Consider the following 25,214-nt stretch of genomic DNA (forward strand, 5'->3'; position numbering starts at 1 on the left):
CCGAAACCCGCGTTGTCGCCTTTGACATGAATGCAAGCCGTGCGGGTGCCCCTGTGGCGGCGCGCGTATCGGCCCAGCCTGCCCCGCCGCGCCAGTCGGAGAAGATCCTCGCCCGTGCCGGGTTGGCCCGTGTCTATCTTGGCCTTGTCGGCGCCGAGGTAACGGCGACCGACCTTTCGGAACAGATGGAGCTTGCCGCAACCGACGGCGCCCTGCCCGCCCTGCCCGAAATCGCCCGCGCCATGATTGCGCTGGGTCTGAAGGCCAAGGTCGAAGATGTGGCCGAACTGACCCCTGCCCTCTGGCCCGCGCTGGTGCAGATGAGCGGCGGGCAAATCGTGCTTGTGCTGGGGCAGACCGCCGAAACCCTCTCGGTCTATGACGCAAGCCTGCCCGACAAGCGGTCCGATGTGGATCTCAAGGATTTTGCATCGCTGCATGATGGGCGCATCCTGCGGGCCCGCCCCTCGCTGCGCGCGCTTGAGGCCCGGCATATCGAAAACAGCCGTGCGCCCCATTGGTTCTGGGGGGAATTCCGCAACTACCGCCGCCAGCTGTTTGAGGTTTCGGCCGGGTCGCTGGTGGCGAACCTGCTGGCGGTCGCCGTGGCGATGTTTTCCTTGCAGGTCTATGACCGTGTGATCCCGCATCAGTCGCAGCCCACGCTTTGGGTGCTGGCGCTTGGGGCCATGCTGGCGGTGCTGCTGGAAGGCTGTCTCAAAGTCGCGCGGTCCACGCTGATGGACATGACCGGCCGGCGCATCGAACTCGCCGTGCAGGAACGGCTGATGGAGCGCCTTCTGGGCATGAAGGGCGGCCCGCGCCGCACCACTCCGTCGCAGACCTTTGCCGCCATGCGCGAATTTTCGGCCGTGCGCGAATTCTTTACCGCCACGACCATCGGCACCCTGGCCGACCTGCCCTTCCTCTTCATCTTCTTTGCCATCGTCGCCAGCATCGGCGGCAGTCTGGTCTGGGTGCTGATTGCCGGGTCGGCGCTGATGGTGCTGCCGGGGATCTTCTTCCAGAAAAAGATGATGTCGCTGACGCGTGATACGCAGGGCGCATCTACCCGGGCGGCGCGGCTGCTCTATGAAGCCGTTTACGAACACGAAACCGTCACCACCCAGCGCGCGCAGGACCGTATCCGCCGCATCTGGACCGAACTGACTACGCTTTCGGCGGTCAAATCCTCGGATCAGCGGCACTTGGCCTCGATGCTCACCTATTGGGCGCAGGCGATGCAGCAGCTGACCTATATCGCCACTGTGGTGATCGGCGCCTATCTGGTTTTCGCGGGCAACTTCACCGTCGGGACCATCATCGCCATCGGCATCCTGACCTCGCGCACGCTGGGCCCGCTGTCGCAGGTTTCGGCCACCATGGCCCGCTGGGCGAATGTGAAAGAGGCTCTGAACGGCCTGAATGCCATCGCCGAGGCCCCGCAGCAGGAAGAAGTTGGCCGCAGCTATCTGCGCCGCGAACGCATCAGTGGCAATTATGAACTGCGGAACCTCGAATTCTCATATGATCCGAAATCGGCCCCGGTGATCGACATTGCCGCGCTGGCCATTCCGCAGGGCCAGCATGTGGCGGTGCTGGGCACCAACGGGTCGGGCAAATCGACATTGCTGCGCCTTCTGGCCGGGCTTTACGACCCGACCAAGGGCCGCGTGCTGATTGACGGGGTGGATCTGGGCCAACTGCATCCGCGCGACCTGCGCCGGGGCGTGGGTTATCTGGGGCAGGATGTGCGGCTCTTTGCCGGGTCGATCCGGGACAACCTGAACATGACCCAGCTGGAACGCGACGACGACCGGATGTATGCCGCGCTCGACTTCGCGGGCCTTGGCCCCTTCGTCCGGAACCATCCCCGCGGGCTGGATCTGGAAATCCGCGAACTGGGCGAAGGCCTGTCGGTCGGCCAGAAACAGAGCATCGGCTGGGCGCGGCTCTGGTTGCAAGACCCGTCGGTGGTGCTGCTGGATGAACCCACAGCCGCGCTGGACCAGACGCTTGAGGCAACGCTGGTCAGCCGCCTGCAACACTGGCTTCAGGGCCGTACCGCCGTGATCGCCACCCACCGGGTGCCCATCCTGCAACTGACGGAACGAACGCTGATCCTGCAAAACGGCAAGATGGCGGTCGATGGTCCGCGCGATGCGGTTCTGGCGCATCTGCGTCAGGCGGGGGGCCGGGGATGAGCATCATGTCCTTTGACGACGATCTGGCCGCCCAGAACCGCCGCCCCTCGGCGATCATCTGGACGATAGCCGCCGCCGTGGTGATCTTCCTCGGCTGGGCGGCCATCGCCTGGGTCGCGGAAATCGTGAATGCGCCAGGGACGATCGTCTCCTCCTCGCGTCCGCAGATCATCTCGAACCTCGAGGGCGGGATTCTGGCCGAACTCAACGTGGCCGAGGGCGATATCGTGCAGCCCGGCGCGGTGCTGGCCCGTCTGCAGGGCACCCAATACCAGACCATGGTGGATGATCTGCAGGACCAGATCGCCACGCTGGAAATCCGCCGCCTGCGGCTTGAGGCCGAAGCCCTGGGCGTGGTCGATTTCGATGCTCCGCCCGAACTTGCGGCGCGGGTGCCCGATATTATCGCCTCGGAAACCGCGCTGCTGAATGCGCGGCTCTTCGACTACAAGATGAAGAAGGAAGGCGCGCAGGCTGTGTTGGACCAGTCCCAGAAAGAGCTTGATATCCTCGAGAAGATGCTCGCGATGGAAGTGGCTCCCCTGATCGAGGTCACGCAGGCCCGCAAGGCGAAATCCGAGGCCGAGGGCCGTCTGAATGATGTAATCACGCAGATGGAACTGGACCGCGCCAATACCTATTCCGAAACGCTGGGTAAGCTGGCTTCGCTGCGCCAGCAGGCCAAAAGCGTGCAGGATCAGCTGGACCGTACCGTCCTGACTGCGCCGATGAAGGGGGTGGTCAACAAGCTGTCCATCACCACCATCGGCGGGGTCGTGCGTCCGGGCGAAGAGATCCTGCAACTGATCCCGCTGGAGGATGAGCTGTTCATCGAAGCGCGGGTCAAGCCCGAGGACATCGCCTCGGTCCGCAAGGACCAGGAGGCGACGATCAAGCTGACCGCCTATGATTACACGATCTATGGCACGCTGCAGGGGAAGGTGGATTTCATCTCGGCCGATACGTTCAAGGACGAACGGTCGCGCAATCCTGATGGCGATCCGCATTACAAGGTGACGGTGCGGGTGGATCTGTCGAAGTTGACCGAACGACAGCGCAATCTGGAGATCCGGCCCGGCATGCAGGCCCATGTGGAATTGCAGACCGGTGGCAAGACGATCCTGACCTATCTGACCAAGCCGCTCTACAAATCGCAGGAAGCGCTGCGCGAACGCTGATCACCTTCCCGTCAGAAAGCGTGACGCGGGGGCAGTCGCGGGCTACACCTGCGACAGCGAGAGGAGCTTTCATGCGTTTCATTTTATCCGCTGCCGCGACGCTGATGCTGGCCGCCCCTGCCCTTGCACAGGATTGGCAGGCCAAGCTTGAGGCCGCACGCGGTCAGACTGTCTATTTCAATGCCTGGGGCGGCGATCCCCGCACCAATGATTTTCTGACCTGGGTCGGGGCCGAGACAGAGCGGCTTTATGGCGTGAAGGTCGAACAGGTGAAACTGGCCGACACCGCCGAGGCCGTCAGCCGCGTTCTGGCCGAGAAGGCCGCCGGGCAGACCGAGGGGGGCAGTGTCGATCTGATCTGGATCAACGGGCCGAACTTTCTGGCGATGAAGGAGCAGGGCCTGCTGCATGGCCCCTTCGTGGCCGATCTGCCCAATGCGAAATATCTTGATCTTGCGCCCGGCGCCCCCGCGACGCTCGATTTCACCGTGCCGGTGGAGGGGATGGAAAGCCCCTGGCGGCTGGCCAAATTCGTCTTTGTCGCGGATACCGCACGCGCGGGCGCCCTGCCCCCGGACATGGCCGGTTTCGTGGATTGGGCCAAGGCGCATCCGGGCCGCATGACCCATCCGAACCCCGCCAATTTCATGGGCGCGACCTTTCTGAAACAGGCGTTGGTGGAACTGGCGACCGACCCCGCCGCCCTGCAGCAACCCGTCACGGATGAGGCATTTTTGGCTGTAACAGAGCCGCTTTGGGCTTGGTATGACGCGCTGCGCCCGAACCTCTGGCGTGAAGGGACCGCCTTCCCCGAAAACGAAAGCATCCAGAACCAGATGCTGAATGATGGCGAAATCGATCTCTCCATGAGCTTCGATCCCGCTTCGACTGCGGCCTTCATCGAACAGGGGCTGATGCCCGAAACGGCGCGGGTTTTCGTGCCGAAGGGGGGATCGATCGGGAATATGTCTTTCGTCGCGATCCCCTTCAACGCGGCCCATCGCGCCGGGGCCGAGGTGGTTGCGAACTTCCTGCTTGATCCGGCGACGCAGGCCCATGCGCAGGACATCCGGGTTCTGGGCAGTTTCTCGGTTCTGGACCCCACGCGGCTGGACGCGGCGCAAAAGGCGGCCTTCGATGCCCTCCCCGCCGCCCCGGCGCTGCCGCGGCTTGAAGATCTGGGGCCGACGCTTCTGGAACCCCATCCCAGCTGGATGACGCGCCTGACCGAAGAATGGGCGCGCCGGTATACAAGGTGAGACAGTCTGCCGCCCGGATCGGCATTGTCGGAATGCTGACCCTTCCGATCTGGGCGGGCCTGGTTCAAACCCTTGCCGCGGCTTTCGGCTGGATCCCCGAAATGGGGATGAAAACAGTCACTATTCAGGCAATTTGGCTCTTGCTGGAAGCGCCGGGGTTCTGGCCTGCGTTGCGTTTGACGGTGGTGACAGCCGTCGTCGCAACGCTGGTGTCGCTGCTGTTGGCATTCGCACTTTTTGCCCGTCTCGGGGGGCATCGGCCCTGGTTCGTGACCCCCCTTCTTGCGACGCCGCATGCCGCGCTCGGACTGGGTCTGGCCTTCCTGATCGCACCCGCTGGTTGGTTGATGCGGGCATTCGGGCAGCTGCTCGGCTGGACCAGCCCGCCTGCGATTGTCACGGTGGGCGATCCTTTTGGCCTCGCGCTGATGCTGGGGCTGGTGGTGAAAGAGGTGCCGTTCCTGCTGTTGATGATGCTGGCCGTGCGATTGCCGCTGCCTGTGGGACAACAGATGGCGGCGGGGCGGTCGCTGGGTCATTCAGCGGCATCTGTCTGGATCAAGGTGATTTTCCCGCAGATCTATCTGCTGATCCGGCTGCCTCTGTTCATCGTGCTGGCTTTTTCGCTTTCCGTGGTGGATCTGGCGCTGATCCTGGGGCCAGGGGTGCCGCCGCCGCTGGCTGTCTTGCTGATGCGATGGTTTCTGGGGCCGGACCCTGCCATGATCGCCCCGGCAAGCATGGGTGCGGTTCTGCTGATGGTGCTTGCGGCAGGGTTGGTCATGCTCTGGATCATGGGTGAACGGTTGCTGGCGCATCTTGGGCGGGGGTGGCTGCGGCGCGGGGGCCGGGGGCGCAGCCTTCATGCCCTGATTGCAGGTTTTGCGGCCGTGGCGCGATTGGCGCTGGTGCTGGGGATCGCGGCTCTGGGGGTTCTGGCCTTGTGGTCAGTGTCTCTCCGTTGGCCTTTTCCGCATCTCCTGCCGGATTTCAGCGTGATGGCGTGGCAGGCCGCAGACTGGGCCGATCCTTTCGTGACGACCCTTGCATTGGGCCTTGCCAGCACCGCTGCGGCCCTTGTTCTGGCGATACTGGTCCTTGAGGCCGAAGATGCTGGCCTCTTGCCGCGGGGACGGTGGTTGACGGCGGTGATCCTGATCCCTGTGCTGGTGCCGCAAATCGCGCTTTTGCCGGGCATCTACCGCTTGGCGCTGCCTTTTGGCATGACCGGCGGCTTTGGCGCCACGGTCTGGGCCCATGTGATCTTTGTCTTTCCCTATGTCTTTCTGGCCTTGGCCGATCCATGGCGGCGGCTTGACCCACGCATGATCCATGTTGCGGCGGCGCTGGGGGCAGGGCGCGCGCGCAGGTTATGGCGCCTGAAGTTACCATTGCTTTTGGGGCCGTTGGCCGCGGGCGCTGCCCTTGGCCTTGCGGTTTCCGCAGGCCAGTATCTTTCAACACTTTTTCTGGGGGCTGGCCGTGTTCAAACCCTTGCGACCGAGGCGGTGGCGCTTGCCTCCGGGGCCGACCGCCGTGCAGCTGCGGCGCATGGGGTGGTCTTGGCCCTGCTGCCGCTGGCTGCCTATACAGTGGCGATCTGGTTGCCGAGGCACGTTTTCCGCCATCGTAGAGACATGTTAACCGATGCTGCACCTTGACCGTCTGAGCGTGAGCCTGCCCGACACCGGCCCGATCTTTGCGCCGGTCAGCCTGGTGGTGCAGCCGGGGCAGGTGGCAACCGTCATGGGGCCGTCGGGGGTAGGGAAGTCGACGCTGCTGGATGCGATTGGCGGGCATCTGGCACCCGGCTGCCGCGTTCATGGCGATGTTCGGCTGGGGGAACGCTCGCTCTTGTCGCTGCCGGCTGAGCGGCGGCGGATCGGGCTGCTGTTTCAGGATGCACTCCTGTTTCCGCATCTGAGCGTGGGGGACAATCTGGCCTTCGGCCTGCCAGCCCGGGTGAAGGGGCGTGCCGCACGGCGCACGGCGGTCGAAGTGGCGCTGGCGCAGGCCGGCCTTGCGGGATTTCACGACCGTGATCCGGCCACGCTCTCGGGCGGGCAGAAAGTGCGCGCGGCGCTGATGCGGACGCTGCTGGCCGAACCGCGGGCGGTGCTGCTGGACGAACCTTTCGCGCGGCTTGATGCCGGTTTGCGCGCCGATATTCGGGCCTTTACCTTTGACCACGCGCGGCAGATGGGCATCCCGGTTCTTCTCGTCACCCATGACGCCGAGGACGCGCAGGCCGCCGCTGGCCCGGTGGTCGAGCTTTTGGCGGCGGAGCAATTTCCCTCGGGTTTTAGGCGTTAAAGGCCCGTTCACCGGTCAGCTGCTACACCGGGCCTTGGGTGAATGAAGGGGTGTGTGATGGCCGGCAACAAGAATGCCGCGCCAGTCATCATCAAACGGAAAAAGATCATTGCAGGCGGTGGGCACCACGGTGGGGCGTGGAAGGTGGCCTATGCCGATTTTGTGACTGCAATGATGGCCTTTTTCCTGTTGATGTGGTTGCTGGGCGCGACGAATGAAAAGCAGCGCAAGGGCGTTGCGAATTACTTCAACCCCTCGGTGGCGATGTCGCCCTCGGGTGCGGGGGATGGCGTGATGGGGGGCAATACTCCCATGGCCGAACGCACGGCCAATGAATCCGGCACGGGCTTCGAAGGGGGCCGTATCCATGCGGAGGGGCCAGAATCCGACACGGCCGGCGCACAGGCGCAGAAAGAGGCTGTGGACAAGGCTTTGGCCGCCTATGCGGGCGAAAGCCTGACGATGAAGCAGCTTTTACCCCATGTCGTGACCCGCGTTTCGGATGAGGGGTTGGTGATCGAGGTTTTTGACCTTGATGACCGGCCCCTGTTCTACCCCGATACCGCTGATCCTAAGCTGGTCCTGCCGCAAATCGCGCGGATGTTTGCTGTGGTCCTGGACAAGACGCCGAACGGCATTGCCATCAATGGCCATGTCCGCTCCTATCCCATGACGATGATCGACAACCCGGTCTGGCGGCTGTCCGCAGCCCGGGCAGAGGCCTTGCGCGATCTGATGCAACGGGCCGGGTTGCCCGGGTCACGGTTGCAGCGGGTGACGGGCCATGCCGACAGAAAGCCTGTTGCTCCGGATCCCATGTCGATCCGCAACAACCGGCTCGAGATCATTCTCTTGCGGAAGAATCGTTAGCCCGCTCCTGTTAGGCAGAAATTAAGCTGGCGTGCGCAATCTGGGTTTCGAACGGGAATCGATGCTCAGAAAGGCGCTGCTTCATGACGATTTCTTCTGCCCTCAACGCGGGGGTTGCCGGGCTGAATGCCAATGCCAACAGGCTTGCCGCGATTTCGGACAATATTGCCAATTCCAGCACCTACGGCTACCGCCGTGCCGGCATAGATTTCGAGGCGATGGTGCTGACGCAGGGCGCCGGGTCGGGCACCTACACCGCCGGCGGGGTTCGGTCCCAGGCGACACGGCTGATCGACCAAAGGGGGTCGCTGATTTCAACCTCCAATGCGCTTGATCTGGCCGTGGCCGGACGCGGGATGTTGCCCGTCATGCAGGGGACGGATCTTGCCGCAACAGGGGGCCGCAACCTGTTGATGACCACGACAGGGGCCTTCCGGGCAGACTCGAACGGGGTGCTGACCACCTCCTCCGGCCTCGTGTTGATGGGCTGGCCCGCCAATGCCGATGGCACGATCCCGACCTTGCCTCGGGATAGTGCGGCGGGGCTTCAACCGATCGTCATCAACAGCAACCAGCAGGCAGGCGATCCGACGACGGAAATCACGCTGGGTGTCAATCTTCCTGCCAGCGCTACGGCGCCCGGCGCCTCGGGCAGCGATCTGCCCCTGTCGGTTGAATATTTCGGGAACCTCGGCACCTCGGAAACGCTGGATTTCACCTTCACGCCGACAGTCGGGGCGGCCGCAAATTCCAACAGCTGGACCATGGAGATCCGCGATTCCGCCCAAGGGGGCGCCGTGATCGGGGAGTATCAGCTGACGTTTGACGATTCCCGCACCAATGGCGGCACGTTGACCAATGTGACGGCGGTATCGGGCGGCGCTTACAATCCTGCAACCGGTGCGCTATCGCTCAACGTTGAAGGTGGCCCCATGTCGATCGAGATCGGGAAACTGGGCGATACCAGTGGCCTGACCCAGCTTTCGGACAGTTTCAGCCCCACCTCGATCAGCAAGAACGGCTCACCCGTCGGCAACCTGACTGCTGTCGAGGTCGATGAGGCCGGAATGCTCCGTGCGACCTATGACACGGGCTTCACCCGCACGCTGTATCAAATCCCGCTGGTAGATGTGCCCAACCTGAACGGGCTGCACAGTCTCGCCAACCAGAGCTATGAGATTTCGCCGGATTCCGGCAATTTCTACCTCTGGAACGCCGGGGATGGCCCCACGGGCGCTGTCGCAGGTTATGCGCGTGAGGAATCGACGACCGATGTTGCCGCAGAGCTGACCAGCCTGATCCAGACCCAACGCGCCTATTCCTCGAATGCAAAGATCATCCAGACGGTGGATGAGATGCTTCAGGAAACCACCAATATCAAACGGTAAGGATCAGCCATGACCTTGGGTTCGGCGATGAACATGGCCATGACCGGTCTGTCGGTTTCAGCCCGATTGGCTGAACTTGTCTCGACCAATGTGGCCAATGCGACCACAGCCGGCTTCGTTCGGCGCGAGGCCGAGGTTTCGGCCCTTGTGCTTGGCGGGCAGGGGGCGGGCGTGCGCATCAGCGCAGTGCGGCGGGACCTTGATCCCCATCTTCTCGCGGAACGTCGCGGGGCGGATGCCGCCCTTGCGGCGGCCCAGACCTTGACCCGCTTTCAGCGGGCCGCGGAGTCCGCCCTTGGCGGGGCTGAGGATGGCACGTCCCTGTCCGGTCGCATTGCAGACCTGGAAAGCGCCCTGCTGTCCGCAAGCGGTCAGCCTGATTCCGACAACCTTCTTGCCCGTGTCCTGTCTGCAGCCCAGTCCCTGACCAGCCAGATCAACGCGGCATCGCAAGGTATTCAGGCGCTGCGGGGGCAGGCGGATCGGGCGATTGCCTCGGACGTGTCGCTGCTGAACGGGGCGCTGCAAAAGGTTCAGGATATGAATTCCCAAATTCGCAGCACTGCGGCCTCGGGTCGTGATACCGCAGCGCTTCAGGATTTGCGCCAAAGCACCATTGATAGCATCGCCACCATCGTACCGTTGCGTCAGGTTCCGCGCGAAAATGGGGATATTGCACTTTACACCACGTCAGGTGCCGCGCTGGTTGAGGGGCGTGCCTCAGTCTTCGGCTTTGCTCCCACCACAACCGTTACGGCGGACCAAGCCCTCGGTACTGGCGGGCTTGGCGGTCTTACGCTAAACGGTCGTCCCCTTGCGACGGATGCGACAGGCCTTGTGTCCGGTGGCAGCTTGTCTGCGCATTTTGCCATACGTGACCAGATTGCGCCGGGCGTTCAACAGGGCCTTGATAACCTAGCCAAGGACCTGATTCTTCGCTTTCAGGACACGGCCGTCGATGCGACGCGCACTGCCGGTGAGGCGGCATTGTTCACTGAAGCAGGTGCGCCCTTGAACCCGAATGGTCTCCCTGGCTTGGCCGGTCGCCTTGATGTCAATGCCGCCGTCGATCCGGCCGCCGGGGGTGCAATCTGGCGTTTGCGGGCTGGCCTCGGTGCGGGCAATGCGGGGGCTATCGGGGATCCCAGCCTGCTCAGGGCGCTGGCTGGCACGCTGACGCAAGCGGGATCTTTCGGGAAGACAGCAGAACGCCAGGCGGCCGACCTGATGTCTGCGACCGCCACATCCCGACTGCGTGCGGAAGATGAACTTGCGTATGCCTCGACCCGCGCGACCAGCCTGCAAGAGCAGGAGGCCGCCAAGGGCGTCGATACGGATCAGGAACTTCAGCACCTGATGCAAATCGAACGCGCCTATTCTGCCAATGCGCGCATGCTTCAGATCGTCGATCAGATGCTCGCGACCCTGATGGAGATTTGACATGGCATTGACCTCGATCGGGGATCTGGCGCAGTCGCTCATGCTGCGGCGAAGCATGGCCTCCACCAAGACTGAAATTCACCGTCTGACGCAGGATAGCACCACGGGTGTTGTCAGCGATCCGGCCCGGCATCTGTCGGGCGATCTCGGCGCGCTCAGCGCCCTGCGCGCCGATCTGCGTCGGACAGAAGGGTTTCAGACCGCACGTGCCAGCGTACAACTTCATGTCGATGGGCAGCAAACCGTGCTGCAACGCCTGAACACCCGCGCGACAGAGCTTTCCGCTTCCCTTGTATCCGCAGGCGACACGGGGCAGTCGATGACGCTGATGACCATGGCACTGAACGCCCGCGCCGCGCTGTCCGAAGCGGTGTCTGCCCTGAATACACAGGTCGCGGGGCGGTCACTCTTTTCGGGCAAGACCACCAACCGACCGGCGCTTCCGTCGGCCGAAGCTTTGCTCGCATCGCTCGGCGCCATAACTGGCGGACTTTCCTCTGCTGCGGATATCGAGGCCGCTGTCGACGGATGGTTTTCGTCCACCGCTGGTTTTGCATCGGCCTATGGCGGCGATGACCCCATCGGCCGCGTTGCCATCGCCCGTGGGCAAGAGGCTGATCTGAATCTGACGGCAGAGGCCCCGGCCATTCGTGACACGCTGCGTGGTTTCGCCCTGGCCGCGCTTGCGCAGGATGCCGGATTGCCAGGTGCAGAGCGGTCCGCCTTGGTGTCGGCCGCAGGCCAGACGCTGCTCAACAGTTCGGCCGCACGTGCCGATCTGGCGGCGGAGCTTGCTGTCACGCAGAACCAGATTGCCGAGGCCGAAGCCCAGAACAGCAGTGCCACGACCGCCCTGGAAATTGCACAGGTCGATCTGATCGGCGTTGACGACTATGACGCGGCAACGCGGCTTTCGGCGGCGCAGACGCGGCTTGAAACCATCTATGCCATCACCGCGCGTATGTCGGCGCTCACCTTGGTGAATTACCTGAAATGATACGGATTTTCCTGTGCCTCTTTCTGCTTGCCGGACAGGCCATGGCTGCGCCGATCCGGATCAAGGATCTGGTCGAATTCGACGGCGTGCGCGGCAATGACCTGGTCGGATATGGTCTGGTCGTCGGCCTGAACGGCACGGGCGATGGTATCCGGAACGCGCCCTATACCGAGGAAATCATGGCCAATCTTCTTGAGAGGTTGGGCGTCAATGTGACGGGTGAGGCCTTTCGTCCGAAGAATGTCGCCGCTGTTTTCGTGACTGCGACGCTGCCACCTTTTGCACGGTCGGGCTCGCAGATCGATGTTACCGTTTCTGCCATCGGTGATGCCAAAAGCCTGCTTGGCGGCACCTTGGTCATGACGCCGTTGAACGGCGCGGATGGGCAAATCTATGCGGTGGCACAGGGTACGATCATCGCTGGCGGGATCGCCGCCGAGGGTGAGGCCACGCGTGTCGTGCAGGGTGTGCCCACGGCGGGCGTGATCCCGTCAGGCGCGCGGGTAGAGCGTGAGGTCGAGTTTGATTTCAGAACTGTGACCTCGCTGCGCCTTGCGCTGCGCGAGCCTGATTTCACGACTGCGGCGCGGATCGAATCGGTCATCAATTCAGAATTTGGTCGCAATATTGCGCTGATGTCGGATGCGGGGACAGTGACGCTGGATCTCGGGCGCACGCGTATGGCCTCGCCTGCCCATGTCATCGGCCGGCTTGAAAACCTTCTGGTTGAACCGGAATCGCGCGCGCGTGTCATTGTGGATCAAAGATCGGGGACCATCGTCATGGGGGCCGATGTCCGCATCAGCCGCGTGGCGGTCGCGCAGGGTAACCTGACGCTGCGGGTGGAAGAGGCGCCCATCGTGGTGCAGCCCAATCCGTTTGCGGATGGCGAAACTGTCGTGGTGCCACGCAGTGCGGCAGAGATCGACAAGACCAAAGGTACGGGGCTTGCCGAGGTTCCCGAAAGCGCGACGCTGTCGGACGTTGTCGCCGGATTGAACGCCCTCGGGGTCGCGCCGCATGACATGATTGATATCCTCAAGAGCATCAATGCCGCGGGTGCGCTGCACGCAGAGTTTGTCGTGCAGTAGCGGCCCAAAAATGCGGCATGAAGCCCGCACATTGGGCAAATGCCCGCGTCGGGTGCATCGGTGTCTCTCTCTGGTTCGGGGTGACGATTGTTCTGGCGGTGCCCGGGTGCAGTCTGATCCCGAAAGGGGACAAGGCGATGCGCGATGCCCAGATCGACCAGCAGCATGAACGCAGCCATGGCGAGGCACGGGTTGCTGTCGCCATGGGGGCTGCCGGGCCGCGACTGTCAGAGTTGTGGCAAAGCGGCTCTGCAAAGGCGTTTTTGCCGAAAGGTGCGCCGCAAGAGGTGATTTTTCTCAACACCTCGGGCGGTCTGACCGGGGGGGACCGGCTTGCCTTATCGCTTGAGGTCGGCGCTGGACTTCACTTCACCGGGACCACGCAGACGGCCGAGCGGGCCTATGCCGCGGTCTCCGGCTGCGCTGAAGTGCAGGTCAACCTTACGGTCGGGGCGCATGCGCATCTGGATTGGCTGCCGCAGGAAACCCTTATTTATCAGGCTTCGGCGCTGAAGCGCGAGACGACCGTGGCGCTAGCCCCGTCAGCGACCTGCCTTTTGTGCGAAACGCTCATCCTGGGGCGCCATGCGATGCGGGAAACGGTAACGCGCGCGCAGCTGCAAGATCGTCGGCTGGTTCTGCGGGCAGGGCGCCCTGTCTGGGCCGAGGCACTGGCGCTGACCGAAACATCGCTTGCTGCGCGGCAAAACCCGGCACTTCTGGCTGGCGCGCAATGCTGCGCGACGGTCGCGCTGATTGCACCGGGCGCGGAAGATGCGGCCCAGGCGCTGCGCCCGCTGCTAGCGGCTGAAGGCTGCGAAACCTCTCTTTCCGCATGGGACGGGCGCGCCATCCTGCGGCTGCGCGCCGCCGAGGGCTGGCCCCTGCGCCGCCAGCTTGCCCGTATTCTTGGCCAATTGCGTGGCCGGCCCTTGCCCCGGGTCTGGCAGATGAATGGAGATCTTGCATGAACCTCACCCCTCGCGAGCGGGAAAAGCTGCTGGTGAGCCTTGCCGCCATGGTGGCGCGCAACCGGCTGGCCCGTGGAGTCAAGCTGAACCACCCCGAGGCGATCGCGCTGATCACCGATTTCGTGGTTGAGGGCGCGCGCGATGGCCGCACGGTCGCGGATCTGATGTCGGCCGGGGCAGGGGTGATCACGGCGGCCGACTGCATGCCGGGCGTCCCCGAAATGATCCATGCCGTGCAGGTTGAGGCGACCTTCCCCGACGGGACCAAGCTGGTCACCGTCCACCACCCCATCCGCTGAGAGGTTCCGATGCGCTATCTTTTGCCGCTGCTTTTTGTCCCGACGCTGGCCCATGCCCATGCGGGCACCCATGATCAGGGGTTGCTTGCCACGCTGCGCCATGCGCTGGCCGAGCTGGATCATGCGCTGGCCCTGATGGCGCTGTTGGTGGTTCCGGTCGCGGCATGGGCCTTTGCGCGGGGACGGCGATGATCCCGGGAGAAATTCTGCCCGCGCCGGGCGACATTGTGCTGAACGCAGGGGCTGAGACGCGGGTTCTGATGGTGGCCAATACCGGCGACCGGCCGGTCCAGGTGGGCAGCCACTATCATTTCGCGGAAACCAATGCCGGGCTGCAGTTCGACCGTGCTGCGGCGCGGGGCATGCGGCTGGATATTCCGGCGGGGACGGCGGTGCGCTTTGAACCGGGCCAAAGCCGCGAGGTGCGGCTTGTGGCGCTGGCGGGGCTGCGGCGCGTCTTCGGCTTCAACCAACAGGTCATGGGGGATCTTTGAATGGCGGTTCGCATTTCGCGCCCGGCCTATGCGGCGATGTATGGCCCCACTACGGGTGACCGCCTGCGACTGGGCGATACCGAGCTGATCATCGAGGTTGAGCGCGACCTGACCACCTATGGCGAGGAGGTGAAGTTCGGCGGCGGCAAAGTGATCCGTGACGGCATGGGCCAAAGCCAGATCAGCCGGGCCGGGGGCGCGGTGGATACAGTGATCACCAATGCGCTGATCGTTGATGCCTCGGGCATCTACAAGGCCGATATCGGGCTGCGCGACGGGCGTATCGCAGCTATCGGCAAGGCCGGAAACCCCGATACCCAGCCGGGGGTGACCATCATCATCGGCCCCTCGACCGATGTGATCGCGGGCGAGGGGCGGATCGTCACCGCCGGGGGCATGGACGCGCATATCCATTTCATCTGCCCGCAACAGGCGGAAGATGCGCTGCATTCTGGCGTCACCACCATGCTGGGCGGCGGCACCGGTCCGTCGCATGGCACGCTGGCCACCACCTGTACGCCGGGGCCTTGGCACATCGGGCGGATGTTGCAGGCGCTGGATGCCATTCCGATGAATTTCGGCCTTGCGGGCAAGGGCAATGCCTCGCGCCCCGAGGCGCTGGTCGAGATGGTGAAGGCCGGGGCCTGCGCCATGAAACTGCATGAGGACTGGGGCACCACCCCCGCCGCCATCGATTGCTGCCTGACCGTGGCCGATGAGATGGACGTCCAGGTGATGATCCACACCGACACGCTGAACGAATCCGGTTTTGTCGAGAATACGCTGGCCGCGATTGGCGGGCGGACCATCCATGCCTTTCACACCGAAGGGGCAGGGGGCGGCCATGCGCCTGATATCATGAAGGTGGTGAGCAGCCAGAATGTGCTGCCCTCCTCGACCAATCCGACGATGCCCTATACCGTCAACACGGTGGAGGAGCATCTCGACATGCTGATGGTCTGCCACCATCTGGACCGCTCGATCCCCGAGGATGTGGCCTTTGCCGAAAGCCGTATCCGGCGCGAAACCATCGCGGCCGAGGATATCCTGCATGACATGGGGGCCTTCTCGATCATCTCGTCCGACAGTCAGGCGATGGGGCGGGTGGGTGAGGTCATCACCCGCACCTGGCAGACCGCGCACAAGATGAAGGTTCAGCGGGGGCGGCTTGCGGAAGAAACCGGCGCGAATGATAACGCCCGCGTCCGTCGCTATATCGCGAAATACACCATCAACCCGGCCATCGCCCATGGCCTGTCGCAGCATATCGGCAGCGTGACGGTGGGCAAACGCGCGGATCTGGTGATCTGGAGCCCGGCCTTCTTTGGCGCCAAGCCCGATATGGTGCTGATGGGGGGCATGATCGTGGTGGCGCAGATGGGCGATCCCAATGGCTCGATCCCGGTGCAGCCCATGTATTCGCGCCCGATGTTCGGTGCGCTGGGGCGGGCGCGGCATGAAAGCTGTGCCACCTTCCTGTCGGCGGTGGCTTTGGCCGAGGGGGTGGGGGCGACGCTGGGGTTGCAAAAGCAACTGCTGGCCGCGACGGGCACGCGGACCGTGACGAAATCCGACATGGTCCATAATGCCGCCACCCCGCTGATCGAGGTTCACCCGGAAACCTATGAGGTGCGCGCGGATGGTGAGCTTTTGACCTGCCAACCCGCCACCGAACTGCCGCTGGCGCAGCGGTATTTCCTGTTTTGAAAGAGGGCCGAGATGCAACCGATCACCGCGCATGAGGTTTTGCGCTCTGGCCTCTGGCTGCGCGCCGACAGCCGTGTGGTGCTGGGCTATGACGCCCGCCTGCTGCGCCGCCGCCGCCTCACGGCTGAGGATGGGACCGAATTTCTGGTCGATCTGCAGGAAACCACAAGTCTGGAGCAGGGCGATGCCTTCCGGCTCTCGGATGGGCGGTTGATCGTGGTCATTGCTGCGCCGGAACCTGTGGTGCAGGTGCGGGGGAACCTCGCGCGTCTCGCCTGGCATATCGGAAATCGGCACACGCCCTGCGAAATCGCCGACGATCATCTCGTCATCCGGCGCGATCATGTGCTGGAACGGATGCTCACCGGCCTTGGGGCGGTGCTGACGCCCAAGGAAGGCCCGTTTCGGCCCGAAGGCGGCGCCTATGGCCACGGGCGCACAATGGGCCATGACCATGGGCACGACCATGGCCAGTTTCATCTGCATCCCCATGCTTGAAGACCGGCTGAAACTGGCACAATGGCTTTCGCCCGCGTTTCCGATCGGGGGGTTCGGCTATAGTCAGGGGCTTGAAACGCCAATGTCCACCGGGGTGGTGGCCACGGCGGCCGAGGTTGAACGCTGGGTGCGTGATGTGCTGCGCCATGGGGCGGGGGGCATGGATGCCGTTTTTGTGGCGCGGGCGCATGCGGGCGATGACCCCGCGCTGCTTTCTGACTGGGCGATGGCCTATGCCAGCTGCGCCGAACGCGCGACCGAGCTGACCGATCAGGGCCGCGCCTTTGGCCAGCTGATGACCGCAATGACGGGCGCGCCGTTTGACAGCTGGCCCTATCCGGTCGCGGTGGGCCTTGCCGCGCGCAGCCTGAACCTGCCGCGCGTCGAGGTGTTGGCCCTGTTCCTGCACGGTGTCGCGGCGCAGATGGTTTCGGCCGCCACGCGGTTCTTGCCGCTGGGGCAGTCCGAGGCGCAGGCCCTGCTGATGCGGCTGGCACCCCTGATCGCAGAGCTGGCGGAACAGGCGGAGCGCCGGTCGCTGGACGACATTTTCACCTTCACCCCCGGCGCCGATCTGGCCGGCATGCAGCACGAAACGCTGGAGATCAGGATATTCCGCACATGAACAGCCCCAACGGCCCCCTGCGCGTCGGGATCGGCGGCCCCGTCGGCGCCGGCAAGACCACACTGACCGAGCAACTCTGCCGCGCCCTGGCCCATCGCTGCTCGATGGCGGTGATCACGAATGACATCTACACGCGCGAGGATGCCGATTACCTGACACGGGCGCAGGTCCTGCCTTCGGAGCGTATCCGGGGGGTGGAGACCGGCGGCTGCCCCCATACCGCGATCCGCGAGGATGCGAGCATCAACCTCGCCGCGGTGGCCGACCTGCGCGGCCACTTCCCCGATCTGGACCTGATCCTGATCGAAAGCGGCGGCGACAATCTGGCGGCGACCTTCAGCCCCGAATTGGCCGATCTGTCGATCTATGTCATCGACACCGCCGCGGGGCAGGATATCCCGCGCAAGAAGGGGCCCGGGTTGGCGCGGTCAGACCTTCTGGTGGTCAACAAGACCGACCTTGCCCCCCATGTGGGTGTCGATCTTGATCTGCTGCAGGCCGATACGCTGGCGGCCCGCGGCAAGCGGCCCTTTGTCATGGCCCGGTTGCGTCAGGCACAAGGCATTGATCGGATTGCGGAGTTTCTGATGGAGGAGGGTGGCCTCCGGCTGCGATAGGCGGCGCAGCACCTATACTTTAGGGTCATTGACCTAAAGTAACCCTTGCGAACCGAAAGGGGGGTGTCATGGTTCAGTCGTAAATATACGAGGCTGAAACATGTTTCTCACCCCCTTTCGGGCTGCCGAACTGACGCTGGAAACCGGCGTCATGATTGCTGAAGCGCAGGCCGTCATCGCTATGCGGCTTTGGGGGATGGCCGGGTTATGGAACACCGCGCCGGAAGAAAGCCTGCGGATGGTGCAGGAAAAGGCCGAGGCGGCGCTGCAATCGACCCTTGCAGCCGGACGTGCGGTGATGAACGGCAAGGACAGCACCGCCGTGGCGCTGGCCGCGCTGAAACCGGTGCGCCATCATACCCGCGCCAATATGAAGCGGCTCAGCGCGCGCGGGCCTGCGGTCTACAAGGGCTGATCAGCCCAGCAGCTTTGCCAGGCCCATCGCCACGGCTGGATTTCCCGACAGCTTCAGCTTGCCGGTTGCAAGCGCCATCATCGGGTTCAGCTTGCCCTTCAGCAAGCTTACCAAGTTTTCCGGGCTGAGACGCAGGGTGCAATCGGTTTCGCGATCGACGGTGCTTGCAGTGCCTTCGGCCAGCACGATCACGCCTGCCTCACCACAGTCGAACTTCAGGCTTCCGCTGAAGCTGCGGGTTTGCAGGGCTTTGCGGATATCGGCGGCGATCTCGTCCAGCATGGGGTTCTCCTCTGTTCGGGGCAGACTGACCAAGCAAAAGCAGCCGCGCAACAAGGCCGTTGCGTCACGAAAAAGGGCCGCATCCCGGATGCGACCCTTTCGAATGTTTCACGTGAAACAAAGGCTTACTTCTTGGCGACCCGCGCATTCCGCGTCGCGATCAGTTTGAGACGCAGGGCATTCAGGCGGATGAATCCTGCCGCGTCCTTCTGATCATAGGCGCCGGCGTCTTCCTCAAACGTGACGTGCTTTTCGGAATAGAGCGAATGCTCCGACCAGCGACCCACGCAATGCACCGAACCCTTGTAGAGCTTCAGGCGCACCGTCCCGGTGACGTTTTCCTGGCTCTTGTCGATCAGCGCCTGCAGCATCTCGCGCTCGGGCGAGAACCAGAAGCCGTTGTAGATCAGTTCGGCATAGCGCGGCATCAGGCTGTCTTTCAGGTGGCCTGCGCCAGCGTCCAGCGTGATCTGCTCGATGCCACGATGCGCTTCCAGCAGCACGGTGCCGCCGGGGGTTTCGTAAATCCCGCGCGATTTCATGCCGACAAAGCGGTTTTCCACGAAATCGAGACGGCCGATCCCATGCTTGCCGCCCAGTTCGTTCAGGCGGGTCAGGATCGTTGCGGGCGACAGCGCCTCACCATTGATGGCGACGGCATCGCCCTTTTCAAAGGTGATCTCGATGTATTCCGGGGTATCGGGCGCCTCTTCTGGCGAAACGGTGCGCTGATAGACGTAATCGGGCGCTTCCTCGGCCGGGTTTTCTAGCGCCTTGCCTTCCGACGAGGTGTGCAGCAGGTTCGCGTCCACGCTGAACGGGGCCTCCCCGCGCTTGTCCTTGGCGATTGGAATCTGGTTCGCCTCGGCGAATTCGATCAGCTTGGTGCGCGAGGTCAGATCCCATTCCCGCCAAGGCGCGATCACCTTGATCGAGGGGTCAAGCGCATAAGCGCTCAGCTCGAACCGGACCTGATCGTTGCCCTTGCCGGTCGCGCCATGGGCCACGGCATCGGCGCCGTGCTGATGCGCGATATCGACCAAATGCTTGGAAATCAGTGGCCGCGCGATCGAGGTGCCCAGCAGATAGAGCCCTTCATAGACCGCATTGGCGCGGAACATCGGGAAGACGAAGTCGCGCACGAATTCTTCGCGCACATCGACGATATGGATGTTCTCGGGCTTGATGCCCAGAAGCTCGGCCTTGGCACGGGCGGGTTCAAGTTCTTCGCCTTGGCCCAGGTCGGCGGTGAAGGTGATGACCTCGCAGCCGTATTCGGTCTGGAGCCATTTCAGGATGATCGAGGTATCAAGGCCGCCAGAATAGGCGAGCACGACTTTCTTCGGCTTCGACATGGGGTGCTCCAATCGGTTTCGCCCGCGATTAAAGGGAAATTGTCGCGCGCGCAAGCATGCCGCCGTGGTTGACAGTCGCGCAGCGCTCTGACTTCTGTGCTGGCATTGATTGAGGGGGCCGACATGAAGGCGTGGCAGATTTTCGTGCATTCGATCCGGCAGGTTTTCGGCAATCTGCCCGAGGCGCTGCAGATTTCCGGTCTGATCTATTTGGCCCAGATGGCAGCATCCATCGCTATGGGCGCGGCCCCGAACCTGATGGGCACCCCAGAGGCCGACCCGACCCCGGGGGCGGCGCTTGCCATCTTCGTCTCGGCACTGATCTTTCTGCTTTCGACCCTCTGGATTGCCGTGGCCTGGCACCGCTTCGTGCTGACGGGAGAGCGCCCGGCAGGCTATGTGCCCGCGCTGCAAGGTGGGCGCGTGATGCGGTATGCGGGCCGGTCCATCCTGATCGCGCTGGTCGTCATTGCCATGGCGGGCGTTCTGGCGATTGCGTTTGGCGGCCTTTACTACGCGCTGGTGGCCTCACCCGAGGTGGCAAGTCTGCTCACCGTGCTGAGCGTCATGGTCCCCATCCTGACGGTGCTATACCGCCTCAGCGCCGTTCTGCCCGGCGTTGCGCTGGACCGGGCGGTGGGTTTTGCCGACGGCTGGGTTGCCACCACAGGGGAATCCGGAACGATTCTGACCCTCGCCTTTCTTTCTGGCGTGGCGAGCATCGTGATGGGCATTCCGCTGAGCCTGCTCGCCCCCGGGTCCCTCGCCGCCCTCTTGTGGGAGGTGGTCGCAGGCTGGATTCAGGTCATGGTCAGCGCCTCGATCCTGACCACGCTTTACGGGCATTATATCGAAAAGCGCCCGCTTGTCTGAATTGACACCCGCCTGCGCGCCCCCCACCTTCGCCCGGTGATGTCATCGGAGGTGGGTGTGAAAGGCTGGCTTATTTTCAAACATGCGCTGCGGCAGGTGACGGGCAACCTTGGGCCTGCACTGCGTGTGTCGCTGCTGCCATTTGTCGGGATGATCCTTCTCTCGGCCGTGGTGGTTCTGGCCCTGATGGCCATCGCCTATAGCGGAACCGAGCCGACCGCCCTGGCCGTCTTTGCCGCGGTCATCGCGGTGCTGGCCTATATGCTGATGCTGGGCACCATTGCGGTGAACTGGCACCGCTTCGTCCTGTTGAATGAACCGATCGGCTGGCTGCCCAGTCTGCGGTTTAACCGGATCGGCGCGTATCTCTGGCGTTATGTGCTGGTTTTTCTTCTCTGCGCACTGGCCGGGGTGGGGCTGGCGATCCCGGCGGGGCTGCTGTCTTCGGCCGGGTCGGCCCTGGCGATCGGGCTTTTTGTCGTCCTGATGGTGGTGATCCTGATGCCGCTGTTCCTGCGCCTTTCGGCGAGCCTGCCGGGCGCGGCGGTGGACGGGGGGCAGGGCATTCAGGCCAGCTGGGCCGCCACTGCGGGCGAGACGGTGACCTTCCTGGCGTTGAGCCTGATTTTCTTGGTCTTTCTGTTGCTCACCGGGATTGCTGCCCAGGTGGTGGGGATGATCCCGGTGCTCGGCCTTTTGGCGCAAATCGCGTTCAACTGGTTCTCCACCATGCTTGGCCTTTCCGTTCTGACCACAATCTATGGTCATTATGTCGAGAAGCGTCCGCTTCTCTGATCTTGCCAATGGCGCGGGGCGGGGGTCTAATCCGTGCATGACCGATTTTGCCCGCGCCGCCCGCCAGACCACAGATGCCCTGCGCGATCTGTTTGAACCCACGCCGCTTCAGCGCAATGATCACCTGTCGCTGCGCTACGGGGCCGATATCTGGCTCAAGCGCGAGGATCTGACCCCCGTCCGCAGCTACAAGTTGCGCGGGGCGTTCAACGCCATGCGCAAGGTGCGCGCCACCCATCCGACCCAGCAGCATTTCGTCTGCGCCAGCGCGGGAAATCACGCGCAGGGTGTGGCCTATGCCTGCCGTCATTTCGGCGTCCGCGGCACGATCTTCATGCCCGTCACCACGCCACAGCAGAAGATCGACAAGACCCGCACCTTCGGCGGCAGCGCCATTGAGATCGTGCTGACCGGCGATTATTTCGACCAGACGCTTGCGGCCTCGCAGGCCTATTGCCGCAATCATCAGGCGCATTTCCTGTCGCCCTTCGATGATGCGGATGTGATTGAGGGTCAGGCCAGTGTCGGGGTCGAACTTTTGGACCAACTTGGCGCCGCACCGGATTTGGTGATCTTGCCGGTCGGGGGCGGGGGGCTGTCTTCCGGGGTGACGCGCTATCTGCGCGAGGTCGCGCCGACCGTCGATTACCGCTTTGTCGAGCCGCTGGGGGGCGCAAGCCTGACGGCAGCGCTGCACGCGGGCGCGCCCGTGACCCTGCCGCGCGTCAACAGCTTTGTTGACGGTGCCGCGGTGGCGCGGTTGGGCGAACAGACCTTTGCCTGCCTCAGCTGGGCCGATCCTGCGCAGGTTCTGCTGGCCCCAGAAGATCGAATCTGCATCACCATGCTCGAAATGCTGAATATTGAGGGCATCGTGCTGGAACCCGCCGGGGCGCTGTCCGTCGATGTTCTGCCGGTGCTGGCTGACCAGATTCGCGGCAAGACCGTGGTCTGCGTCACTTCGGGGGGCAATTTCGATTTCGAACGCCTGCCCGAAGTGAAAGAGCGGGCGCAGCGCTATTCGGGCCTCAAGAAGTATTTCATCCTGCGTATGCCCCAACGCCCGGGCGCGCTGCGGGAATTCCTGATGATGCTGGGCCCCGATGACGATATCGCGCGGTTTGAATACCTCAAGAAATCGGCGCGGAACTTCGGCTCGGTGCTGATCGGGATCGAGACGCGCAAGGCCTCGAACTTTGCCGAATTCACCGGGCGGATGGATGCCGCCGGGTTCGCATATCGAGACATCACCGGGGATGAGGCGCTGGCCGAATTCCTGATCTGATCACGCGGCCGGGCGGTTGGCCTGACCCGCCCGCAGCGCGGTCTTCGACTCCTCATACAGGTGGCGCAGCAGGGGCAGGTTGATCCGCCCTGCGCCCCCAGAATCGCAGAGCCGCTCTCCCTCCTGGCACAGTTGTGCAAGTGCCCGCAGGCCAAGGTTGAGCGCACTTCCCTTCAGGAAATGCAGGTCGCGGCCCAGCTGTTGTGGCGCTGCGTCGGTTGACAGGCGGGCCATCACCTCATCGGTTTCTTCCAGAAACAGGGTGATGACTTCACACAGGCCGTCTTGCCCCACCTCCTCTTCAAGCTCTGCAACGCGTTGCCAGTCAATCATCGACGGTCCCTTCCTGTTCGCCCTCACAATCCTGAATGCCGCTGCTTGCCATTCTGTTAATCCGCGCCCGCCAGACCCTGAAAATTTGAACATTCACCCTCTCTTAAAGTCCTGCGGCGAAACCTGACCCATGTCCTCGGTGCGGAGAAGTTTGGTGAAGCAGGTGAGTCGCCCCCTGTCCTTGGTATCGCGCAGCCCCGATCTGTCGCGGCGGGTGCTGGTGGTTGATGACAGCCGCGCCCAGCGTAAAATCCTTTGTCTTTTGTTGCAGCGCTGGGGCTATCAGGTGACGGAAGCCGCCTCGGGCGAAGAGGCGCTGCGCCTGTGTGAGGCACAGACCTTCGACATCATCCTGTCGGACTGGGTCATGCCGGGCCTGTCAGGCCTGGATTTCTGCAAATCTTTCCGGGCCTTGCCGCGTGATGGATATGGGTATTTCATCCTGCTCACCTCAAAATCCGAAAAGACGGAAATTGCCGATGGTCTGGACGGCGGCGCCGATGATTTTCTAATCAAACCCGTTAGCCCTGACGAATTGCACGCCCGTCTGCGCGCGGGAGAGCGTTTGTTGGGCATGCAGCGCGAGCTCATCGACAAGAACCGCCTCATCGGTGCCACGCTGGATGAACTGCAAAAGTTGTATGATTCGCTGGACCGCGACCTTATCGAGGCGCGTAAGCTGCAACAGACCCTGGTTCGCGAACGCCACCGCGACTTCGGGCGGGGCACCGCGTCGATCCTGCTGCGGCCCTCGGGGCATGTGGGGGGGGATCTGGCCGGTTTTTTCGACATCAGCGTCCGGCGTCGGATTGCGCTTTATTCCGTGGATGTGTCCGGGCATGGCGTCGCTTCGGCCATGATGACCGCGCGCTTGGCCGGGATGCTTTCAAGCGCAGCCCCCGATCAGAACATTGCGCTGGCTGGCGGGGTCGACGGGAACCGCGGCGCCTGGCCGCCCGAAATGGTAGCTTGGCGCTTCAACCGCATGATGCTGGATGACATGCAGGTCGATCAGTATTTTACCATGGCCTATGCAGAAATTGACCTGCACACCGGGAAGGTGATGCTGGTTCAGGCCGGGCATCCCCATCCCTTGCTGATCCGCGCCAATGGGGGGGTAGAGCTTTTGGGAAACGGTGGCATGCCCATCGGCCTGCTGCCCAATGTCGGGTTTGAACGGATTGAGGCGCAGCTCTTGCCCGGTGATCGTCTGTTCCTGGTGTCGGATGGCGTGACGGAATGTCCTGATCCGCAAGGGGTGGAACTGGGAGTCGAAGGCTTGACCCAGTTCCTGCTGGATCATGCAACCCTGGATGCGCCTGGGCTTCTGGATGCGCTGGTCTGGTCGTTGAACGCCTATGCCGGGGACGCGGACTTTCCGGATGATGTTTCGGGTGTCCTGTTCCACTACCGTGGATGACGCATCGCCTGTGCCAGAAACGCCCGGTCCCCGGCATTGCCCAAAAGCGTCAGCGCCTCTGCCGCAGGCAGCCACACCGCGCTATGACCTGCTTCAGTTGGCGGTCCGATCGGGCGCACCGGCCGGGCCAGATAGATGCTGCACAACTTTTCTGCCCAAAGGTCATAATCGGGCATGTAACAGAACCGTCGAAACGCCCCGAGACGCCGTTCGATGCGGATGGTCCAGCCGGTTTCCTCCATCACCTCGCGGTGCAGGGCAGCGATCGGGTGTTCGCCCGCGTCAATCCCGCCCCCCGGAAGTTGAAACTCAGGCTTTGGGTTTTGCTGAAACGTGGTCAGGATGTGATCCCCGTCCCGCAGCACGGCATAGACACCCGGCCGCCGCCGATAGTGTTGCCCGGGCTTCACTGCTTCGCCATATCGCCTGATCATCTCTTGGGCCTCGAACTTGCCGCGCCTATATGATCGCGGTATGCCAAGACTGGCTCGTTCAGGAAACCCCC

The 25,214-nt window shown here is 63.3% G+C and carries 27 protein-coding genes; 23 read left to right on the forward strand and 4 right to left on the reverse strand.

Translation table 11 applies throughout. From position 1 onward, the window contains the following. Positions 1-26: 26 nt before the first annotated feature. From IE101_RS05875 to IE101_RS05965, 19 genes are all read left to right on the forward strand, one after another. The gene (locus IE101_RS05875; RefSeq protein ID WP_189633108.1) at positions 27-2,204 is read left to right on the forward strand and encodes an ATP-binding cassette domain-containing protein; all 2,178 of its coding nucleotides are present in this window, start codon (positions 27-29) and stop codon (positions 2,202-2,204) included. Further along, entirely contained in the window at positions 2,201-3,382 is a 1,182-nt protein-coding gene (locus tag IE101_RS05880) for a beta-barrel domain-containing protein (protein ID WP_189632888.1), read from the forward strand. Before IE101_RS05875 ends, IE101_RS05880 begins: the two co-directional genes overlap by 4 nt. Before the next feature lie 71 nt (positions 3,383-3,453). After that, entirely contained in the window at positions 3,454-4,641 is a 1,188-nt protein-coding gene (locus IE101_RS05885; protein WP_189632889.1) for an ABC transporter substrate-binding protein, read from the forward strand. Positions 4,642-4,748: 107 nt separating this feature from the next. Further along, complete coding sequence (locus IE101_RS05890) at positions 4,749-6,302, forward strand: ABC transporter permease (RefSeq protein ID WP_189632890.1); 1,554 nt, start codon at positions 4,749-4,751, stop codon at positions 6,300-6,302. Further along, positions 6,289-6,954 carry an ATP-binding cassette domain-containing protein gene (locus tag IE101_RS05895; protein ID WP_189632891.1) on the forward strand — a complete coding sequence of 222 codons (666 nt, stop codon included), beginning with the start codon at positions 6,289-6,291 and terminating at the stop codon, positions 6,952-6,954. Before IE101_RS05890 ends, IE101_RS05895 begins: the two co-directional genes overlap by 14 nt. Positions 6,955-7,011: 57 nt before the next feature. Next, positions 7,012-7,824, forward strand: a complete 813-nt coding sequence (locus IE101_RS05900) for a flagellar motor protein MotB (RefSeq protein ID WP_189632892.1) — start codon at positions 7,012-7,014, stop codon at positions 7,822-7,824. Positions 7,825-7,907: 83 nt separating this feature from the next. Then, entirely contained in the window at positions 7,908-9,212 is a 1,305-nt protein-coding gene (locus IE101_RS05905) for a flagellar hook protein FlgE (RefSeq protein ID WP_189632893.1), read from the forward strand. Between the two features lie 9 nt (positions 9,213-9,221). After that, positions 9,222-10,652: a flagellar hook-associated protein FlgK gene (flgK, locus tag IE101_RS05910; RefSeq protein WP_189632894.1), complete on the forward strand. Its 1,431-nt coding sequence runs from the start codon at positions 9,222-9,224 to the stop codon at positions 10,650-10,652. Position 10,653: 1 nt separating this feature from the next. Continuing rightward, positions 10,654-11,649: a flagellin gene (locus tag IE101_RS05915; RefSeq protein WP_189632895.1), complete on the forward strand. Its 996-nt coding sequence runs from the start codon at positions 10,654-10,656 to the stop codon at positions 11,647-11,649. Between the two features lie 41 nt (positions 11,650-11,690). Further along, positions 11,691-12,740, forward strand: coding sequence for a flagellar basal body P-ring protein FlgI (locus IE101_RS05920; RefSeq protein ID WP_229804036.1), 1,050 nt, complete (start codon positions 11,691-11,693; stop codon positions 12,738-12,740). A gap of 137 nt (positions 12,741-12,877) precedes the next feature. After that, the gene (locus IE101_RS05925) at positions 12,878-13,711 is read left to right on the forward strand and encodes an urease accessory protein UreD (RefSeq protein ID WP_189633109.1); all 834 of its coding nucleotides are present in this window, start codon (positions 12,878-12,880) and stop codon (positions 13,709-13,711) included. Beyond that, entirely contained in the window at positions 13,708-14,010 is a 303-nt protein-coding gene (locus IE101_RS05930) for an urease subunit gamma (RefSeq protein WP_189632897.1), read from the forward strand. Before IE101_RS05925 ends, IE101_RS05930 begins: the two co-directional genes overlap by 4 nt. A 9-nt stretch (positions 14,011-14,019) precedes the next feature. Next, complete coding sequence (locus IE101_RS05935) at positions 14,020-14,202, forward strand: hypothetical protein (RefSeq protein ID WP_189632898.1); 183 nt, start codon at positions 14,020-14,022, stop codon at positions 14,200-14,202. After that, positions 14,199-14,504 (forward strand): urease subunit beta, encoded by a 306-nt coding sequence (locus tag IE101_RS05940; protein ID WP_189632899.1) that lies wholly within the window; start codon positions 14,199-14,201, stop codon positions 14,502-14,504. Before IE101_RS05935 ends, IE101_RS05940 begins: the two co-directional genes overlap by 4 nt. After that, positions 14,505-16,211 carry an urease subunit alpha gene (gene ureC, locus IE101_RS05945; protein ID WP_189632900.1) on the forward strand — a complete coding sequence of 569 codons (1,707 nt, stop codon included), beginning with the start codon at positions 14,505-14,507 and terminating at the stop codon, positions 16,209-16,211. It abuts the gene before it with no gap. Between the two features lie 12 nt (positions 16,212-16,223). After that, positions 16,224-16,709, forward strand: coding sequence for an urease accessory protein UreE (locus IE101_RS05950; protein ID WP_189632901.1), 486 nt, complete (start codon positions 16,224-16,226; stop codon positions 16,707-16,709). Further along, positions 16,678-17,334: an urease accessory protein UreF gene (locus tag IE101_RS05955; RefSeq protein WP_229804037.1), complete on the forward strand. Its 657-nt coding sequence runs from the start codon at positions 16,678-16,680 to the stop codon at positions 17,332-17,334. Before IE101_RS05950 ends, IE101_RS05955 begins: the two co-directional genes overlap by 32 nt. Next, entirely contained in the window at positions 17,331-17,951 is a 621-nt protein-coding gene (ureG, locus tag IE101_RS05960) for an urease accessory protein UreG (RefSeq protein WP_189632902.1), read from the forward strand. Before IE101_RS05955 ends, ureG begins: the two co-directional genes overlap by 4 nt. Positions 17,952-18,051: 100 nt before the next feature. Next, complete coding sequence (locus tag IE101_RS05965; protein ID WP_189632903.1) at positions 18,052-18,366, forward strand: antifreeze protein; 315 nt, start codon at positions 18,052-18,054, stop codon at positions 18,364-18,366. On the opposite strand, the gene IE101_RS05970 is transcribed toward IE101_RS05965, so the two are convergent. Together IE101_RS05970 and IE101_RS05975 are read right to left on the reverse strand one after the other, a co-directional pair. After that, positions 18,367-18,648 (reverse strand): SCP2 sterol-binding domain-containing protein, encoded by a 282-nt coding sequence (locus IE101_RS05970; protein ID WP_189632904.1) that lies wholly within the window; start codon positions 18,646-18,648, stop codon positions 18,367-18,369. A 125-nt stretch (positions 18,649-18,773) separates the two neighbouring features. Continuing rightward, positions 18,774-20,003 (reverse strand): argininosuccinate synthase, encoded by a 1,230-nt coding sequence (locus IE101_RS05975; protein WP_189632905.1) that lies wholly within the window; start codon positions 20,001-20,003, stop codon positions 18,774-18,776. 123 nt (positions 20,004-20,126) lie between these two features. Here IE101_RS05975 and IE101_RS05980 point away from each other — a divergent pair, with 123 nt between their 5' ends. The 3 genes from IE101_RS05980 to ilvA are packed head-to-tail and all read left to right on the forward strand — an operon-like array spanning position 20,127 to position 22,956. Then, positions 20,127-20,876: a hypothetical protein gene (locus IE101_RS05980; RefSeq protein WP_189632906.1), complete on the forward strand. Its 750-nt coding sequence runs from the start codon at positions 20,127-20,129 to the stop codon at positions 20,874-20,876. Between the two features lie 57 nt (positions 20,877-20,933). Continuing rightward, entirely contained in the window at positions 20,934-21,671 is a 738-nt protein-coding gene (locus IE101_RS05985; protein WP_189632907.1) for a hypothetical protein, read from the forward strand. 37 nt (positions 21,672-21,708) lie between these two features. After that, positions 21,709-22,956 carry a threonine ammonia-lyase IlvA gene (gene ilvA / locus IE101_RS05990; RefSeq protein ID WP_189632908.1) on the forward strand — a complete coding sequence of 416 codons (1,248 nt, stop codon included), beginning with the start codon at positions 21,709-21,711 and terminating at the stop codon, positions 22,954-22,956. Here ilvA and IE101_RS05995 read toward each other — a convergent pair whose 3' ends face one another. Beyond that, positions 22,957-23,289: an Hpt domain-containing protein gene (locus tag IE101_RS05995; protein WP_189632909.1), complete on the reverse strand. Its 333-nt coding sequence runs from the start codon at positions 23,287-23,289 to the stop codon at positions 22,957-22,959. Between the two features lie 163 nt (positions 23,290-23,452). Here IE101_RS05995 and IE101_RS06000 point away from each other — a divergent pair, with 163 nt between their 5' ends. Then, the gene (locus tag IE101_RS06000) at positions 23,453-24,709 is read left to right on the forward strand and encodes a PP2C family protein-serine/threonine phosphatase (RefSeq protein WP_373296076.1); all 1,257 of its coding nucleotides are present in this window, start codon (positions 23,453-23,455) and stop codon (positions 24,707-24,709) included. Here IE101_RS06000 and IE101_RS06005 read toward each other — a convergent pair. Further along, a complete protein-coding gene (locus IE101_RS06005) occupies positions 24,697-25,143 on the reverse strand; it encodes an NUDIX hydrolase (protein WP_189632911.1) in 447 nt (148 codons plus the stop codon). The genes IE101_RS06000 and IE101_RS06005 overlap by 13 nt on opposite strands. Between the last annotated feature and the right edge of the window lie 71 nt (positions 25,144-25,214).

The sequence above is a fragment of the Gemmobacter lanyuensis genome (genome assembly GCF_014652355.1).
GTDB classification, from domain to species: domain Bacteria; phylum Pseudomonadota; class Alphaproteobacteria; order Rhodobacterales; family Rhodobacteraceae; genus Gemmobacter; species Gemmobacter lanyuensis.

What these genes read in the sequence shown, in the direction of transcription:
- IE101_RS05885 (WP_189632889.1), top strand. Translation starts at nt 3,454, where the DNA reads ATGCGTTTCATTTTATCCGCTGCCGCGACGCTGATGCTGGCCGCCCCT.
- IE101_RS05930 (WP_189632897.1), top strand. Translation starts at nt 13,708, where the DNA reads ATGAACCTCACCCCTCGCGAGCGGGAAAAGCTGCTGGTGAGCCTTGCC.
- IE101_RS05900 (WP_189632892.1), top strand. Translation starts at nt 7,012, where the DNA reads ATGGCCGGCAACAAGAATGCCGCGCCAGTCATCATCAAACGGAAAAAG.
- IE101_RS05915 (WP_189632895.1), top strand. Translation starts at nt 10,654, where the DNA reads ATGGCATTGACCTCGATCGGGGATCTGGCGCAGTCGCTCATGCTGCGG.
- IE101_RS05925 (WP_189633109.1), top strand. Translation starts at nt 12,878, where the DNA reads ATGCGCGATGCCCAGATCGACCAGCAGCATGAACGCAGCCATGGCGAG.
- IE101_RS05950 (WP_189632901.1), top strand. Translation starts at nt 16,224, where the DNA reads ATGCAACCGATCACCGCGCATGAGGTTTTGCGCTCTGGCCTCTGGCTG.
- IE101_RS05895 (WP_189632891.1), top strand. Translation starts at nt 6,289, where the DNA reads ATGCTGCACCTTGACCGTCTGAGCGTGAGCCTGCCCGACACCGGCCCG.
- IE101_RS05940 (WP_189632899.1), top strand. Translation starts at nt 14,199, where the DNA reads ATGATCCCGGGAGAAATTCTGCCCGCGCCGGGCGACATTGTGCTGAAC.
- IE101_RS05920 (WP_229804036.1), top strand. Translation starts at nt 11,691, where the DNA reads ATGGCTGCGCCGATCCGGATCAAGGATCTGGTCGAATTCGACGGCGTG.
- ureG (WP_189632902.1), top strand. Translation starts at nt 17,331, where the DNA reads ATGAACAGCCCCAACGGCCCCCTGCGCGTCGGGATCGGCGGCCCCGTC.
- IE101_RS05890 (WP_189632890.1), top strand. Translation starts at nt 4,749, where the DNA reads ATGAAAACAGTCACTATTCAGGCAATTTGGCTCTTGCTGGAAGCGCCG.
- ureC (WP_189632900.1), top strand. Translation starts at nt 14,505, where the DNA reads ATGGCGGTTCGCATTTCGCGCCCGGCCTATGCGGCGATGTATGGCCCC.
- IE101_RS05875 (WP_189633108.1), top strand. Translation starts at nt 27, where the DNA reads ATGAATGCAAGCCGTGCGGGTGCCCCTGTGGCGGCGCGCGTATCGGCC.
- IE101_RS05935 (WP_189632898.1), top strand. Translation starts at nt 14,020, where the DNA reads ATGCGCTATCTTTTGCCGCTGCTTTTTGTCCCGACGCTGGCCCATGCC.
- IE101_RS05965 (WP_189632903.1), top strand. Translation starts at nt 18,052, where the DNA reads ATGTTTCTCACCCCCTTTCGGGCTGCCGAACTGACGCTGGAAACCGGC.
- flgK (WP_189632894.1), top strand. Translation starts at nt 9,222, where the DNA reads ATGACCTTGGGTTCGGCGATGAACATGGCCATGACCGGTCTGTCGGTT.
- IE101_RS05980 (WP_189632906.1), top strand. Translation starts at nt 20,127, where the DNA reads ATGAAGGCGTGGCAGATTTTCGTGCATTCGATCCGGCAGGTTTTCGGC.
- ilvA (WP_189632908.1), top strand. Translation starts at nt 21,709, where the DNA reads ATGACCGATTTTGCCCGCGCCGCCCGCCAGACCACAGATGCCCTGCGC.
- IE101_RS06005 (WP_189632911.1), bottom strand. Translation starts at nt 25,143, where the DNA reads ATGATCAGGCGATATGGCGAAGCAGTGAAGCCCGGGCAACACTATCGG.
- IE101_RS05970 (WP_189632904.1), bottom strand. Translation starts at nt 18,648, where the DNA reads ATGCTGGACGAGATCGCCGCCGATATCCGCAAAGCCCTGCAAACCCGC.
- IE101_RS05880 (WP_189632888.1), top strand. Translation starts at nt 2,201, where the DNA reads ATGAGCATCATGTCCTTTGACGACGATCTGGCCGCCCAGAACCGCCGC.
- IE101_RS05975 (WP_189632905.1), bottom strand. Translation starts at nt 20,003, where the DNA reads ATGTCGAAGCCGAAGAAAGTCGTGCTCGCCTATTCTGGCGGCCTTGAT.
- IE101_RS05995 (WP_189632909.1), bottom strand. Translation starts at nt 23,289, where the DNA reads ATGATTGACTGGCAACGCGTTGCAGAGCTTGAAGAGGAGGTGGGGCAA.
- IE101_RS05955 (WP_229804037.1), top strand. Translation starts at nt 16,678, where the DNA reads ATGGCCAGTTTCATCTGCATCCCCATGCTTGAAGACCGGCTGAAACTG.
- IE101_RS05905 (WP_189632893.1), top strand. Translation starts at nt 7,908, where the DNA reads ATGACGATTTCTTCTGCCCTCAACGCGGGGGTTGCCGGGCTGAATGCC.